This is a genomic window from Streptomyces sediminimaris, from assembly GCF_047049295.1.
Lineage (GTDB): Bacteria > Actinomycetota > Actinomycetes > Streptomycetales > Streptomycetaceae > Streptomyces > Streptomyces sediminimaris.
In genome coordinates this window covers 5,964,216-5,977,140 of sequence record NZ_JBJWOT010000001.1, presented here as the reverse complement: position 1 = coordinate 5,977,140, position 12,925 = coordinate 5,964,216, and the positions used below count along the sequence as shown (strand labels likewise).

11 protein-coding genes are annotated in these 12,925 nt (G+C 72.7%); 3 read left to right on the top strand and 8 right to left on the bottom strand.

From position 1 onward, the window contains the following. Positions 1-92 precede the first annotated feature (92 nt). On the top strand, positions 93-494 hold the full coding sequence (locus ACJ9NR_RS27835; protein ID WP_412492229.1) for a winged helix-turn-helix transcriptional regulator: 402 nt from the start codon (positions 93-95) through the stop codon (positions 492-494). On the opposite strand, the gene mutM is transcribed toward ACJ9NR_RS27835, so the two are convergent. From mutM to recG, 8 genes are all read right to left on the bottom strand, one after another. After that, positions 467-1,351 (bottom strand): bifunctional DNA-formamidopyrimidine glycosylase/DNA-(apurinic or apyrimidinic site) lyase, encoded by an 885-nt coding sequence (mutM, locus tag ACJ9NR_RS27830; RefSeq protein ID WP_412492230.1) that lies wholly within the window; start codon positions 1,349-1,351, stop codon positions 467-469. The genes ACJ9NR_RS27835 and mutM overlap by 28 nt on opposite strands. A gap of 122 nt (positions 1,352-1,473) precedes the next feature. Next, the gene (rnc, locus tag ACJ9NR_RS27825) at positions 1,474-2,313 is read right to left on the bottom strand and encodes a ribonuclease III (protein ID WP_412492231.1); all 840 of its coding nucleotides are present in this window, start codon (positions 2,311-2,313) and stop codon (positions 1,474-1,476) included. Between the two features lie 7 nt (positions 2,314-2,320). After that, the gene (rpmF, locus tag ACJ9NR_RS27820) at positions 2,321-2,494 is read right to left on the bottom strand and encodes a 50S ribosomal protein L32 (protein WP_003951102.1); all 174 of its coding nucleotides are present in this window, start codon (positions 2,492-2,494) and stop codon (positions 2,321-2,323) included. Positions 2,495-2,496: 2 nt separating this feature from the next. Beyond that, positions 2,497-3,147 carry a YceD family protein gene (locus ACJ9NR_RS27815; protein WP_412492232.1) on the bottom strand — a complete coding sequence of 217 codons (651 nt, stop codon included), beginning with the start codon at positions 3,145-3,147 and terminating at the stop codon, positions 2,497-2,499. Positions 3,148-3,296: 149 nt separating this feature from the next. Then, positions 3,297-4,403 carry a F0F1 ATP synthase subunit B gene (locus ACJ9NR_RS27810; protein WP_412492233.1) on the bottom strand — a complete coding sequence of 369 codons (1,107 nt, stop codon included), beginning with the start codon at positions 4,401-4,403 and terminating at the stop codon, positions 3,297-3,299. Positions 4,404-4,461: 58 nt separating this feature from the next. Further along, on the bottom strand, positions 4,462-4,941 hold the full coding sequence (gene coaD / locus ACJ9NR_RS27805; RefSeq protein WP_412492400.1) for a pantetheine-phosphate adenylyltransferase: 480 nt from the start codon (positions 4,939-4,941) through the stop codon (positions 4,462-4,464). A gap of 26 nt (positions 4,942-4,967) precedes the next feature. Continuing rightward, entirely contained in the window at positions 4,968-5,555 is a 588-nt protein-coding gene (gene rsmD / locus ACJ9NR_RS27800) for a 16S rRNA (guanine(966)-N(2))-methyltransferase RsmD (RefSeq protein WP_412492234.1), read from the bottom strand. A 108-nt stretch (positions 5,556-5,663) separates the two neighbouring features. Next, positions 5,664-7,892 (bottom strand): ATP-dependent DNA helicase RecG, encoded by a 2,229-nt coding sequence (gene recG / locus ACJ9NR_RS27795; RefSeq protein WP_412492235.1) that lies wholly within the window; start codon positions 7,890-7,892, stop codon positions 5,664-5,666. 163 nt (positions 7,893-8,055) lie between these two features. On the opposite strand from recG, the gene ACJ9NR_RS27790 reads away from it, so the two are divergent. Then, positions 8,056-9,942, top strand: coding sequence for an HSP90 family protein (locus tag ACJ9NR_RS27790; RefSeq protein WP_412492401.1), 1,887 nt, complete (start codon positions 8,056-8,058; stop codon positions 9,940-9,942). Then, positions 9,942-12,896 carry a tetratricopeptide repeat protein gene (locus ACJ9NR_RS27785; protein ID WP_412492236.1) on the top strand — a complete coding sequence of 985 codons (2,955 nt, stop codon included), beginning with the start codon at positions 9,942-9,944 and terminating at the stop codon, positions 12,894-12,896. Before ACJ9NR_RS27790 ends, ACJ9NR_RS27785 begins: the two co-directional genes overlap by 1 nt. The last annotated feature ends 29 nt before the right edge of the window (positions 12,897-12,925 follow it).

Here is a 12,925-nt window from a genome sequence, read left to right as displayed (position 1 = left end):
ATGAGCAGCTCGCCGGAGGTGAGAAAAGGAAAGCACTAACTTCTAGTTAGTGCAACCTGCCGGTTAGCGCTGCGTTCGAGTACGCTTCAGGAATGGACACCACGCAGGAGCTCAGGGAGACCGACGACCTCCCGTACAACGTGTTCGCCAAGGCATGTCCCTCGCGCGGCACGCTGGAGCACGTGACGGGCCGCTGGGGCACGCTCACCCTCTGCGCCCTGCAGGAGGGCTCGCTGCGCTTCAACGAGCTGCGCCGGCGCGTCGACGGCGTGAGCGAGAAGATGCTGTCGCAGACCCTGCACGCCCTGGAGCGCGACGGCCTGGTGCTCCGCGAGGCCCAGCCGACGAACCCGCCCCGCGTGGACTACGAGCTGACCCCGCTCGGCCGCGAGGTCGCCGAGCGGCTCCTCGGCCTCGTCCACCTGGTCGAGGGCCGCATGGACGACGTCCTCGCCGCGCGGGAGCGCTACGACACGGCCCGCGGCGCCCTCTGACACTTCGGGCAGAAGTAGCTGGAGCGGTTCATCCACGGGCGGCGGCGCATCGGCGTGGCGCACCTCCTGCACGGCAGGCCCTCGCGGCCGTACGCGTCCAGGGACCGGTCGAAGTAGCCCGACTCCCCGTTGACGTTGACGTAGAGGCTGTCGAAGCTGGTGCCGCCGACGGCGAGCGCCGCGTTCATCACGTCCCGTACGTGGCCGAGGAGTTCGGCCGTACGCGGACGGGTGAAGCCGGCCGTCGGGCGCTCGTAGTGGACGCGGGCGCGCCACAGCGCCTCGTCCGCGTAGATGTTGCCGACCCCGCTGATCAACGACTGGTCCAGCAGGGCCCGTTTGATGGTGGTGCGCTTGCGGCGCAGCGCCTGGTGGAAGGCCTCGTCGTCGAACAGCGGGTCGAGCGGGTCGCGGGCGATGTGCGCGATGACGTCGGGCAGGCCCTCGGGGGTGTTGTCGTGCAACGACAGGCCGCCGAAGGTGCGTTGGTCGACGAAGCGGAGCTCCGTGGCGCCCGCCGCGGTAGCGGCTGATGTGAGCGTGTCGGCGAAGCGGATGCGGATGCGCAGGTGTTTCTCCGCGGGGGCCGTGACGGGCTGGACCAGGAGCTGGCCGCTCATGCCGAGGTGTGCCAGGACCGACTGGCGGGTGTCCTCCAGGGGCAGCCACAGGTACTTGCCGCGGCGGCTCGGGACGCCGACGCGGTGGCCCTTGAGGCGGTGCGCGAAGTCGTCGGCGCCGGCGATGTGACGGCGCACGGCGCGCGGGTGCAGCACCTCGGTGTCCGCGACGACACGGTGGGCGACCCACCGCTCCAGGCCGCGCCGGACGACCTCGACCTCGGGCAACTCGGGCATGACGACCCCGTTCCGGGTTGTGGACGATCCGAGCGCCCGCCCCACGGCGGGGACGGGCGCTCAGGGTGCGCTGCACGTCGGACAGGGACCCCGCCGGGGCGGCGGACGCTGTGTCAGACGTGTCAGACGGAGACGGACGCCGGGCCTTCGCCGTTCTCGGCGGCGGCCTTCTCGGCCGCCTCCTTCTCGGCGCGTTCGTCCGCCGCGGCCCGGATGGACCGCCAGGCGGACTCGGCGGCCTGCTGCTCCGCCTCCTTCTTGCTGCGGCCGGTGCCGGTGCCGTACGAGACGCCTCCGACGCGGGCGGCAGCAGTGAAGGTCTTCTCGTGATCGGGGCCGGTCTCGGTGACCAGGTACTCGGGCACGCCGAGCCCCTCGGTCGCGGTGAGCTCCTGGAGACTGGTCTTCCAGTCCAGGCCGGCTCCGAGGTTCGAGGACTTCTCGATCAGCGGGTCGAACAGGCGGTGCACCAGTTCGGAGGCCGCGTCGAGGCCCTGATCGAGATAGACCGCGCCGATCACCGCTTCCAGGGTGTCGGCGAGGATGGACGCCTTGTCCCGGCCGCCTGTGCCCTCTTCACCACGGCCGAGCCGGATGAAGGCGCCCAGGTCGAGCCCGCGGCCGACCTCCGCCAGCGCACGCGAGTTCACCACCGCGGCCCGCAGCTTGGCCAGCTGGCCCTCGGGCAGATCGGGGTGGGTGGTGTACAGCGTGTCCGTCACCACGAGACCCAGCACGGAGTCCCCGAGGAACTCCAGCCGCTCGTTGGTCGGCAGACCGCCGTTCTCGTACGCGTACGAACGGTGGGTCAGCGCACGCACCAGAAGGGCGGACTCGAGCTTGTACCCGAGCCGCCCTTCCAGAAGCGTGTGGGACGAGGCCGTGTTGTCCGCTTTCTTCTTGGCGGGTGGGTCCGCCTTGGCGTCATCCGCCTTCTTGGCAGTGGACACGGTGCCTCTCACCAGCCGCTCAGACCTCGAGGACCTGGCGCTTGTTGTAGGTGCCGCAAGACGGGCACGCGATGTGCTGCTGCTTGGGCTCGTGGCAGCGCTCACACGCAACCAGGGTGGGGACCGCAGCCTTCCACTGCGACCGGCGGTGGCGCGTGTTGCTGCGCGACATCTTCCGCTTCGGAACAGCCACGGCTACTTCTCCTGCTTCTCGTCGACGCCCGCTTCCGCGTCAGCGCCGCTCATCTCGTCCTTCTCGCCGTCTTCGAGTGAACCGGCGAGTCCCTGCAGTGCCGCCCAACGGATGTCGACGGCGTCGTGGTGGTGGTCCGGGTCGTCCGCGAGCCGGGCTCCGCACTCGGAGCACAGGCCCTGGCAGTCGTCCTGGCACACCGGCTGCATCGGCAGTGCGAGCACCACCGCATCGCGCAGCACGGGCTCGAGGTCGAACAGGCCGTCCTCGAGGAAAAGCCTGTCCTCGTCTTCCTCGGCGTCGTCGGTCGGCTCCGCCCTGGGGCGGCCCCGATCGTCGGCGTCAGGGTACGAGAACATCTCCTGGAATTCCGCTTCGACGTCCAGCTGAAGCGGCTCCAGACACCTTACGCACTCCCCCTCGGCCTGTGCACGGGCGGTGCCTGTGACAAGCACCCCTTCCATGACCGACTCGAGCCGGAGTTCGAGCTCCACCGGGGCGCCTTCCGGCACTCCGACGACTCCCTGCAGACCGAGGTCCTTGGGAGCGTCCACGGTGCGGGACAGCCTCTGCAGCGCACCGGGACGCCGGCCCAGCTCGTGGGTGTCGAACACGAGGGGGTTGCGGTGGTCGAGGCGAGCGTTGGGAGCCATTCCTGCTTTCGATCCGAGCTCAGAGGGACGCCGCCCTCGGTGTTCCCGGGCAGCGTTGATCGCGGGCGTATGCGCAGTCAGCGAAGCGCACGCGCGACCGAAGAGCCAGGATACCGGTCCTTCCGCTCACGGCCCAATCCGCGGGTCCCTTACTGGCCGCGCCCCTGTTCGTAGGCCCGCAGCTGCTCGGGCGTGATCATGCCGGTGTCGAAGAGACTGGTCTCGTCGAGGGCGTACGACTGCTGCTGGTGCCCCTGGTGCTGCTGCGCCTGGTGCTGCTGCGCCTGGTGCGGGTCGTAGGCGGCCTGCTGGGCGTCGTAGCCCTGGAAGGGGGCGCCTTCCGCCGGAGCGTAGCCGGAGGCGTAGGGGTCGGCCTGCTGGTAGCCGTAGGCGTCCTGCTGCCCGTAGCCCTGCTGCTGGTAGGCGCCGGCGTAGGGGTCGGGCTGCTGCTGGTAGCCGTAGGCCGGCTGCGGCTGGGCGTAGTCCTGCTGCTGGGCGGGCTGCTGCTGCTCGGCCGCGGCCGACGCGGCGTCCTGCTCGGCGAGGGCCGTGAGGTCGGCCAGGTAGTCGGCGTCGCTGGAGTGCTGGAAGGACGTGGCGTCGTCGGCGAGGGCGCCGAGGTCGTCGGTGGCGATCCGGCCGTGCAGCTTCTGGCGGCCGCGGCCGACGGCCTCCAGGGTCTTGGCGAGCACCGCCTCGAAGGCGCCGAGCTTGACGTCCACGTAGGCGTCGGCGTCCTTGCGCAGGGTCTCCGGGTCGTGGCTGCGCTCGGGGGCGTCCTCGTCCTCGTAGCCCTGCTCGTCGAGGCCCGGACCGGTGCCGAGGAGCTTCTCGCGGCCGCGGCCGACGGAGCCGAGGGTCTTGGTGAGGACCACCTCGAAGTTGGCGAGCTTGGAGTCGACGTAGTCGTCGGCCTCGGCGCGGATCTCCTCGGCCTCCTTGCGGGCCTCGGCGAGGATCCGGTCGGCCTCGTTCTGCGAGCGGCGGGCGATCTCGGTGTCGGAGATCAGCGAGCCGCGCTCGGCGTGCGCGGTCTGGATGATCCGCTCGGCCTCCTGGCGGGCCTGCTCGACCATCTGCTCACGGTCGCCGATCAGCTCCTGGGCCTGCGCGAGCGAGCCGGGCAGCGCCGCACGGACCTCTTCGAGCTGGGCGAGCAGCTCCGCGCGGTTGACCACGCACGACGCCGACATGGGCATCGACCGGGCGCTGGAGACCGCCGCGACGATCTCGTCGAGCTTCTTCTGCACGTCCACCGTGTGCTCGCCACTCTCTACCGATGTGTTGGAGACGGACGGGACGACTGTAGCCCCATCAGTCCGCGCGCAGGCGCTTGTTGAGTGCCTCCAGCACCACCGGCGGCACCAGGTGGGAGACGTCTCCGCCCCAGGTGGCGACCTCCTTGACGAGCGAGGAGGACAGGAAGCTGTAGGTGGGGTTCGTCGGCACGAACAGCGTCTCCACGCCGGACAGGCCGTTGTTCATCTGGGCCATCTGGAGTTCGTAGTCGAAGTCGCTGACCGCGCGCAGGCCCTTGACGATGGCGGGGATGTCGCGCTGCTTGCAGTAGTCGACGAGGAGGCCGTGGAAGGCCTCGATCCGCACGTTGCCGTACTCGGTGGTGACCTGGCGGATCAGGTCGATCCGCTCGTCGATCTCGAACAGGCCCTTCTTGGCCTTGTTGATCATGACCGCGACATAGACCTCGTCGTACAGACGGGAGGCGCGGGAAATGATGTCGAGGTGTCCGTTGGTGATCGGGTCGAACGACCCGGGACATACGGCGCGGCGCACTTGTGATCCCTCGCTCTCCGGTCCGGTCATCGTGCGTCTTCGCACGTAGAGGCGGCGCGACCGTACCAAAACGTTCCCTCGCCGTAGCGACGGGCCCGGATCGCCTCGAAGCCGTCCGGCCACCCGAACTCGCCGCCTCGGGTGCTGCGCTCCACGGTGACGATCGCCTCCGGCGCGAGCCAGCCCTCCGAGCGGAGTGTGAGCAGGATCTCGCGAAGATCGTGGTCCGTGACACGGTACGGGGGGTCCAGGAAGACGATGTCGTACGGGTCGGCCGGCGCCGGGGACTGGATGATCTGTTCGGCTCTGCCCGATCTCACCTCGGCGCCGGGCAGGCCGAGCGATCTGACGTTCTCCCGGATGACGCGGGCCGCTCTCGCGTCCGCCTCGACGAGCAGGGCGTGGCTCGCGCCCCGGGAGAGCGCTTCCAGGCCCACGGCGCCGGAGCCCGCGTAGAGGTCGAGGACCCGTTCGCCGTCCAGGGGGCCGCCCAGGAGGGCCTGCCAGGTGGAGAGGAGACCTTCGCGGGCGCGGTCGGAGGTGGGGCGGGTGCCATTGCCCGGCGGCACCGAAAGGCGTCGTCCGCCGGCTGCACCGGCGATCACGCGGGTCATCTGCGGTCCTTGGTCGTGGGCGGCTTCACGTTCATTGTGGCTGGTCGCGGCCGCGCGGCGGTAGCCGCATACGGATGACGGTCCCGCGCCCCGGTGGTCCGCTCCTCCTCACCCCTTCTCCAGGTACTGCTCCCTCTCCTCGTCCACCAGGGCGTCCAGGGCCGTGCGCAGGCCGGGCAGGTTCGTCAGCTCGGGGTCCGCGGCCACCACCTGCGCCGCCTCCTGTCTGGCCTCGGCGATGACCTCCTCGTCCTCGATGACCGCGAGGACCCGCAGGCTGGAACGGGCACCGGACTGGGCCTGGCCCAGCACGTCGCCCTCCCGGCGCTGTTCGAGGTCGATGCGGGAGAGCTCGAATCCGTCGAGGGTGGCGGCGACCGCGTCCAGGCGCCCGCGGGCCGCGCTCGCCCGGGGCATCTCGGTGACCAGCAGGCAGAGGCCGGGCGCCGAGCCGCGGCCGACCCGGCCGCGCAGCTGGTGGAGCTGGGAGACGCCGAAGCGGTCGGCGTCCATGATGACCATCGCCGTGGCGTTCGGGACGTTCACCCCGACCTCGATGACCGTCGTCGCGACCAGGACGTCGGTCTCGCCGGCGGCGAAGCGGCGCATCACCGCGTCCTTGTCGTCGGGGTGCATACGGCCGTGCAGCACCTCCACCCGCAGCCCCTGGAGGGGGCCCGCGGCGAGCTGCGCGGCCACGTCGACGACCGCGAGCGGCGGCCGCTTCTCGGCCTCGTCCTCCGGGGATGCCTTCTTGCCGGACTTGCCGGGGCCGGCCGGTTCGTCGGCGTCGTCCCCGATGCGCGGGCAGACCACGTACGCCTGGTGGCCGTTGCCGACCTCCTCGCGCACGCGCTCCCAGGCGCGGGCCAGGAAGTGCGGCTTGTCGGCGGCCGGGACGACGTGCGAGGCGATGGGCGAGCGGCCTGCCGGGAGCTGGTCCAGGACGGAGGTCTCCAGGTCGCCGAAGACGGTCATGGCGACCGTGCGCGGGATCGGGGTGGCCGTCATGACGAGCAGGTGCGGGGGCTGCCTGCCCTTGCCGCGCAGGGCGTCGCGCTGCTCGACGCCGAAGCGGTGCTGCTCGTCGACGACGACCAGCCCCAGGTCGTGGAACTGCACCTTGTCCTCGATCAAGGCGTGCGTGCCGATCACGATGCCGGCCTCGCCGGTGGCCAGATCCAGCATCGCCTGCCGGCGCGCGGCCGTCCCCATCGAACCGGTGAGCACCACCACCTTGGTCGCGTGCTCGGCCCCGCCGAGCATCCCTCCCTCGGCCAGCTCCCCCATCATCTCCACCACGGACCGGTGGTGCTGCTGGGCGAGCACCTCCGTGGGCGCGAGCATGGCCGCCTGCCCGCCGGCGTCCACGACGGCGAGCATGGCGCGCAGCGCCACCATCGTCTTCCCGGATCCGACCTCCCCCTGCAGCAGGCGGTGCATCGGGTGCTCCCTAGCCAGGTCGCCGAAGATCTCCCCGGAGACCTTCCGCTGGCCCTCGGTGAGGGTGAAGGGGAGGCGGGCGTCGAAGGCGGTGAGGAGGCCGTCGGGCCTGGGCCGGCGGGCCACCGCCGGGAGCTGTGCGTCGGCGTGGCGGCGGCGGGCGAGGGCGACCTGGAGGACGAAGGCCTCGTCCCACTTGAGACGGCGGCGGGCGTCCTCGATGTCCTGCTTGGTGTGCGGTCGGTGGATCTTGAGCAGCGCTTCGGGGAGGGTGCTCAGGCCGCGGCCCTCACGCAGGGCGGGCGGGAGGGGGTCCACCGCCTCCCCGGCGCTGGGCAGGACCGTCTGGAGCGCCTTGCCGATCTTCCAGGACTCCATCTTGGCGGTGGCGGGATAGATGGGGATCAGGGCGCCGGCCCACGTCTCGACCGTCTCCTCGCTGTCGCCGCGCAGCAACTCGTAGGCCGGGTGAGCCAGTTGCAGGCGGCGGTTGAACACGGAGACCTTGCCCGCGAACATCGCGCGCGTGCCCGGCAGGAGCTCCTTGTGGGGCTTGTGCACGCCGTTGCCGAAGAAGACCAGCTGAAGGCGGCCGCTGCCGTCGGTGATGGTGACCTCCAGCCGCTGTCCCTTGCCGCGCGGGGCCCTGGCCGAGGCGAAGGTGTGCAGGCGGGCGTCGGCGACCATCGCGACCACCGTGACGTGCTCGTCCATCGGGAGGTCGGCGAGGTGGGTGAGCTGGCCGCGCTCCTCGTATCTGCGGGGATAGTGGTGGAGGAGATCGCCGACGGTGTGCAGGCCGAGGTGCTCGGCCATCACCTTCGCGGTGGCGGGGCCGAGCACCGACTTCAGCGGCTGTCGCAGGAGTTCTTGCAGTGCGGGCACGAGATCCATTGCACACCACGTCACCGACAATCCCGTATACGTCCTGGGAAACCCCTGGTCAGACGGCTGGTTCCGGCCTTAGGATGGCGCGCTCCGGCCATGCCGCGGTCACCGCCCCACCAGGACCGCCCGACCCCGCGCCGTGCCCCCTCCCCCCACCGGCGCCTCGACGATGGACTCCCAGACCTCACAGTCATCCCAGCCGTCCCAGCCGTCCCAGCCACCTCACACCTTCCAGGTCGACCTGCGTGGCCTGGTGGACCTGCTCTCCCATCACCTCTACTCCAGTCCCCGGGTCTACCTGCGCGAGCTGCTGCAGAACGCCGTGGACGCCATCACCGCCCGGCGCGCGGAGCAGCCCGACGCCCCGGCCCGGGTGCGGCTGTACGCCGACTCCCGGGAGGGCGCCGCCACCCTGCGCGTCGAGGACACCGGCGTGGGGCTCACCGAGGCGGACGTGCACGACCTGCTGGCCACCATCGGGCGCAGCTCCAAGCGGGCCGACCCGATCGCCGACGGGCTGCAGGAGGCCCGCTCCGGCTTCCTCGGGCAGTTCGGCATCGGCCTGCTCGCCTGCTTCGTGGTCGCCGAGCGGATCCGGGTGGTCAGCCGCAGCGCCCGTACGCCCAACGCGCCTCCGGTGGAGTGGACGGCGAGCGACGACGGTTCCTACACCGTGCGGACGCTGCCGCGCGAGGCCCGGCCCGAACCGGGCACCACCGTGCACCTGGTGGCGCGGGCGGGGGCCGGCGAGTGGCTGACGCCCGGGCGCGTCCTGGCGCTGGCGCGGGACTTCGGGTCGCTGCTGCCCTACGACGTCCGGGTCGGCGAGGAGGCGGTCACCGACCTGCCCGCGCCCTGGGACCGCTCGTACCACTCCCCCGCCGCCCGCCGGGTGGCCCTGGCACGGCACTGCCACGACCTGTTCGGCTTCACGCCGCTGGACACGATCGGGCTGGACGTACCGCTGGCCGGGATCCGCGGGGTGGCGTACGTACTGCCGTCGGCGGTCAGCCCCGCCCAGCGGGCCACGCACCGCGTGCACCTCAAGGGCATGCTGCTGACCGAGCGGGCCGAACAGCTGCTGCCCGACTGGGCGTTCTTCGTGCGGTGCGTGCTGGACACGGACAGCCTGCGGCCCACGGCCTCGCGCGAGGCGCTGTACGAGGACGAGACGCTGGCCGCCGTACGGGAGGCGCTGGGCGAGCGCATCCGGTCCTGGCTGACGGGGCTCGCGGCCGGCGACCCGGAGCGCCTCGCGGCCTTCCTGTCGGTGCACCACCTGGGCGTGAAGTCGCTGGCGCGGCACGACGGGGAGATGCTGCGCACGATGCTGCCGTGGCTGCCCTTCGAGACGACCGACGGGCGGCTGTCCCTGGAGGAGTTCGCCCAGCGGCACCCGGTGGTGCACTTCACCCGGACCGTGGAGGAGTACCGGCAGGTCGCGCCGATCGCGTCGGCGCAGGGCGTCGGGGTGGTCAACGGCGGTTACACGTACGACAGCGAGCTGGTCGAGGCGCTGCCGTCGGTGCGGCCGGGGACGGTGGTCGCCGAGCTGGACGCGGAGACCGTGACGGCGCACCTGGACTCGGTGGACGCGGCCGAGGAGCTGGCGCTGTCGGAGTTCCTGGCGGTGGCGCGGACCACGCTGGACGCCGTGGGATGCGACATGGCGCTGCGTGCCTTCCACCCGCTCTCGGTCCCCGCCCTCCACCTCGACGACCGGGCCGCCCGCCATGAGCAGGCCCGCGCGGACGCCGAGGAGCAGGCCGACGACCTGTGGGCCGGGATCCTGGGCTCGCTGCGGGGCAGCGCTCCCCGCGCGCGTCTGGTGCTCAACCACCTCAACCCGCTGGTGCGCAGGATCAGCTCGCTGCGCGACCCGGAACTGATCGCCACCGCCACCGAGTCCCTGTACGGGCAGGCGCTGCTGATGGCGCAGCGCCCGCTCAGGCCGGCGGACACGGCACTGCTGAACCGGTCCTTCATCGGCCTGCTGGAATGGGCGACGCACGGCGAATCCGGCACGACGGGCGACTCCGCGGGGGGCGGTTTCTGATGCGTGAGATCACCGACTTCGACTCCCTGCGCCGGGAGATCGCGGAGAACGGCGAGCGTCCGGAGGGCCCGGCGCGCAACGCGCGCGCGGAGCAACTGCTCGCGGAGGCGGAGAAGCTGGGCATCCCGCTCGCCGTGATCGAGGCGCTCGGGCACCAGCTGAAGGTCTACAACTACAGCTCCGAGAAGGACAGGATGTTCGTCCCCTTCGCGCGCCTGCTGCGCATGTGGGACGAGCGGCCCGAGGACTTCGACGAGTACGAGGTGCACACGCTGCACTGGGTCTTCAAGTGGATGTCGTCCGGCATGCTCGACCAGCCGCACGTGCCGCTCGCCTCGATCGAGAGGTGGCTCGGCGAGATGGAGCGCCGCTACCGGCTCGCGGGGCACTCCGAGCGGGCGGTGCGCGGTGCCGAGTTCAGCGTGGCCGCGCACCTCGGTGACATCCCGCGCGCGGAGCGTGCCTACGCCGCGTGGCTGGCCGCCGACCGGGACAGCATGGCGGACTGCCACGCGTGCGAGCTGCACGAGCAGGGCTGGTGGCGGATGCAGCGGGGGCACGACGCCGAGGCGCTCGAGCTGTGGGCGCCGGTCCTGGAGGGCCGCTACACCTGCGCCCACGAACCGCACGCGGTGCTCGCGTCCTCGCTGGTGCCCCTGCTGCGGCTGGGCCGCACGGACGAGGCGCGCGCGCACCATCTGCGGGGTCTCCGGCTGGTGCGGCCCATGGAGAGCATGCGGGGCGCGTACGCCGACCACGTGGAGTTCTGCGCGCTGACCGGCAACGAGGCGCGCGGCCTGGAGCTGCTGGCGGAGCGGCCGGCGTACTTCACCGACACCGGGCAGCCGCGCAGCCGGCTGGAGTTCCTCAGCGTGGTGGCACTGCTCATGGAGCGTCTGGAGGCGGTGGGGCTGGGCGAGCGGCAGGTGCCCGGACCGGCCGGCGGCACCTGGACGGCGCACGAACTCGCCACGCACGCGCGTGCCGAGGCCCTCGCCCTGGCCGCGCGTTTCGACGAGCGCAACCTCACCTCCCACGTCAGTGAGCGGGTACGCGCGCGCATGGCGCAGCGCCCGCTGGTGGAGCGGCTGCCGCTCGGGGTGCGTACGGCGCGCCAGGTCTCCGCGCCCGCGCCGGCGGCACCGGCCCCGGTGCCCCCGCGGGAGCCGGACCTGCCCGCCCTGCTGGCCGAGGCGCGCCGGATGTCGGACACCCTGCGGCCGGACGCCATGGACGCCTGGGCGGCGGTCTCGCGCGCCGCGGCGGGTGCCGAGCTGGACGTCCGCGACCGCGCGGAGATCGCCGATCACGAGGCGATGGGAGGCGGGCCCGGGGGCGCCGAGCTCTTCGAGCGGGCCGCCGAGCTGTACGCGCGGGCGGGTGACCCCGGGGAGGCGCTGGCGGCACGCGCGCGTGCCGCGTACGTACGTGCGCTGTCGGGCCGGGTGGAGGAGGCGCTCGCCGCGGTCGAGGAGCCCTACGACCAGGTGCTGGCGCTGTACGCCGAGGACGCGACGGGCGTGCGGCAGACGGCGTCCGTGCTGATGGGACGGGCGCGGATCATGATGCGGCGGGTGCTGGACGCCGGCGAGGCGGCCGGCGAAGGGACTGGCGAGGGGGTTGACGAGGGGGTTCTCGCCGAGGCCGAGGCAGCCGTGCGCGAACTGCTCGCCCTGGTCGGCGGATACGCCGGGGACGACGTGCGGATCGCCGCGCGCGGCGCCGAGGCACGGGCCATGCTCGCGGAACTGGCGGTGCGCCGCGGGGAGCAGGAGCGGGCCGTGGAGCTGTTCGGGCGGGCCACGGCCGCCTTCGTCGAGGCCGGGCTGCCGTGGTTCGCGGTGGAGTACGAGGCGCGGCTCGCCGGGCTGGCCCACCGCCTCGGTGACGTCTCCGGGGCGGAGCGGGCACTGCGGGCGGCCCTGGAGCACGGCGGGGCGCATCTGGAGGCCGTGGGGCGGGCCCAGCTGCACCTCCAGCTCGGCGAGGTGCTCGGCGGGCGCGGGCTGTTCGTGGAGGCCGCCGAGCACGCGCTGGAGGCGGCGCACTGGGCCGACGAGGCGGGCGAGAGCCGCACGCTGGGTGCCTGGGCCCGGCAGCAGCTGGGCGGGTTCCTGCTGCGGCAGGGCCGGTTCGCCGAGGCGGCGGAGGTACTGGAGTCGGCGCTGCCGGACCTGACCGAGGAGACGCACGGCGACGGCGCGGTCGTCCAGACGCAGTGGTGGCTCGGGGACTGCCTGAGCGAGCTCGGGGAGCACCGCGCCGCGGCCGAACGGCGGCTGCGGGCCGCCGAGATCGCCCGCCACTGGCCCGAGCAGCACGACCACGCGACGCTCGCCCACCTCGCCGCCGAGTCCCTGGGGGCGGCGGGCCAGTCCGCCGACGCCGACCGGGCCTACGCGCGCGCGGGCGAGCTGTGGCGCTCGCTCGGCAATGTGCACGGCCTGGTCCGCTCCCTGCGCGCACGCGCGTGGCTGGCGCTGCGCGCCGAGGACGGGGCGGGCGCGGCACAGGAGCTGATGGCGGACGCGGTCCGCGCGTGCGAGACGGCGCTGGGCGCCCCCGGGACGGACGGGGAGGCGCGGCAGCGGCTCGTGGCCGAACTCGGGCACACCCACCGGCAGTTCGGCGACCTGCTCGCCCGTTCCGCCGCCGAGGACGCCGACGACGACTCGATCCGGGCCGCGCTCGAGGACGCCCTGTCCCGGCTCGTCGAGGCGGTCGCGGTGTTCGCCTCCCTCGGGGACGACGCGCTGGACAGCCGCACCGGCGCGGAACTCGCCGCGGGCTGGCTGGAGGCCGACCTCGCCCGCCCCGCCCGCGCGGCGGCCCACGCCCGCGCGGTCCTGGCGGCCTACGACGGCGCGGGCGCCGAGGACGGGACGGCACAGGAACGGCGGTCGGAGGCCACGCAGCTGCTCCAGGTGGTGACGGAGCAGGAGGCGGCGGGCTGAGGCGGGGACCCGGGGGGCCTGGGCGGTGG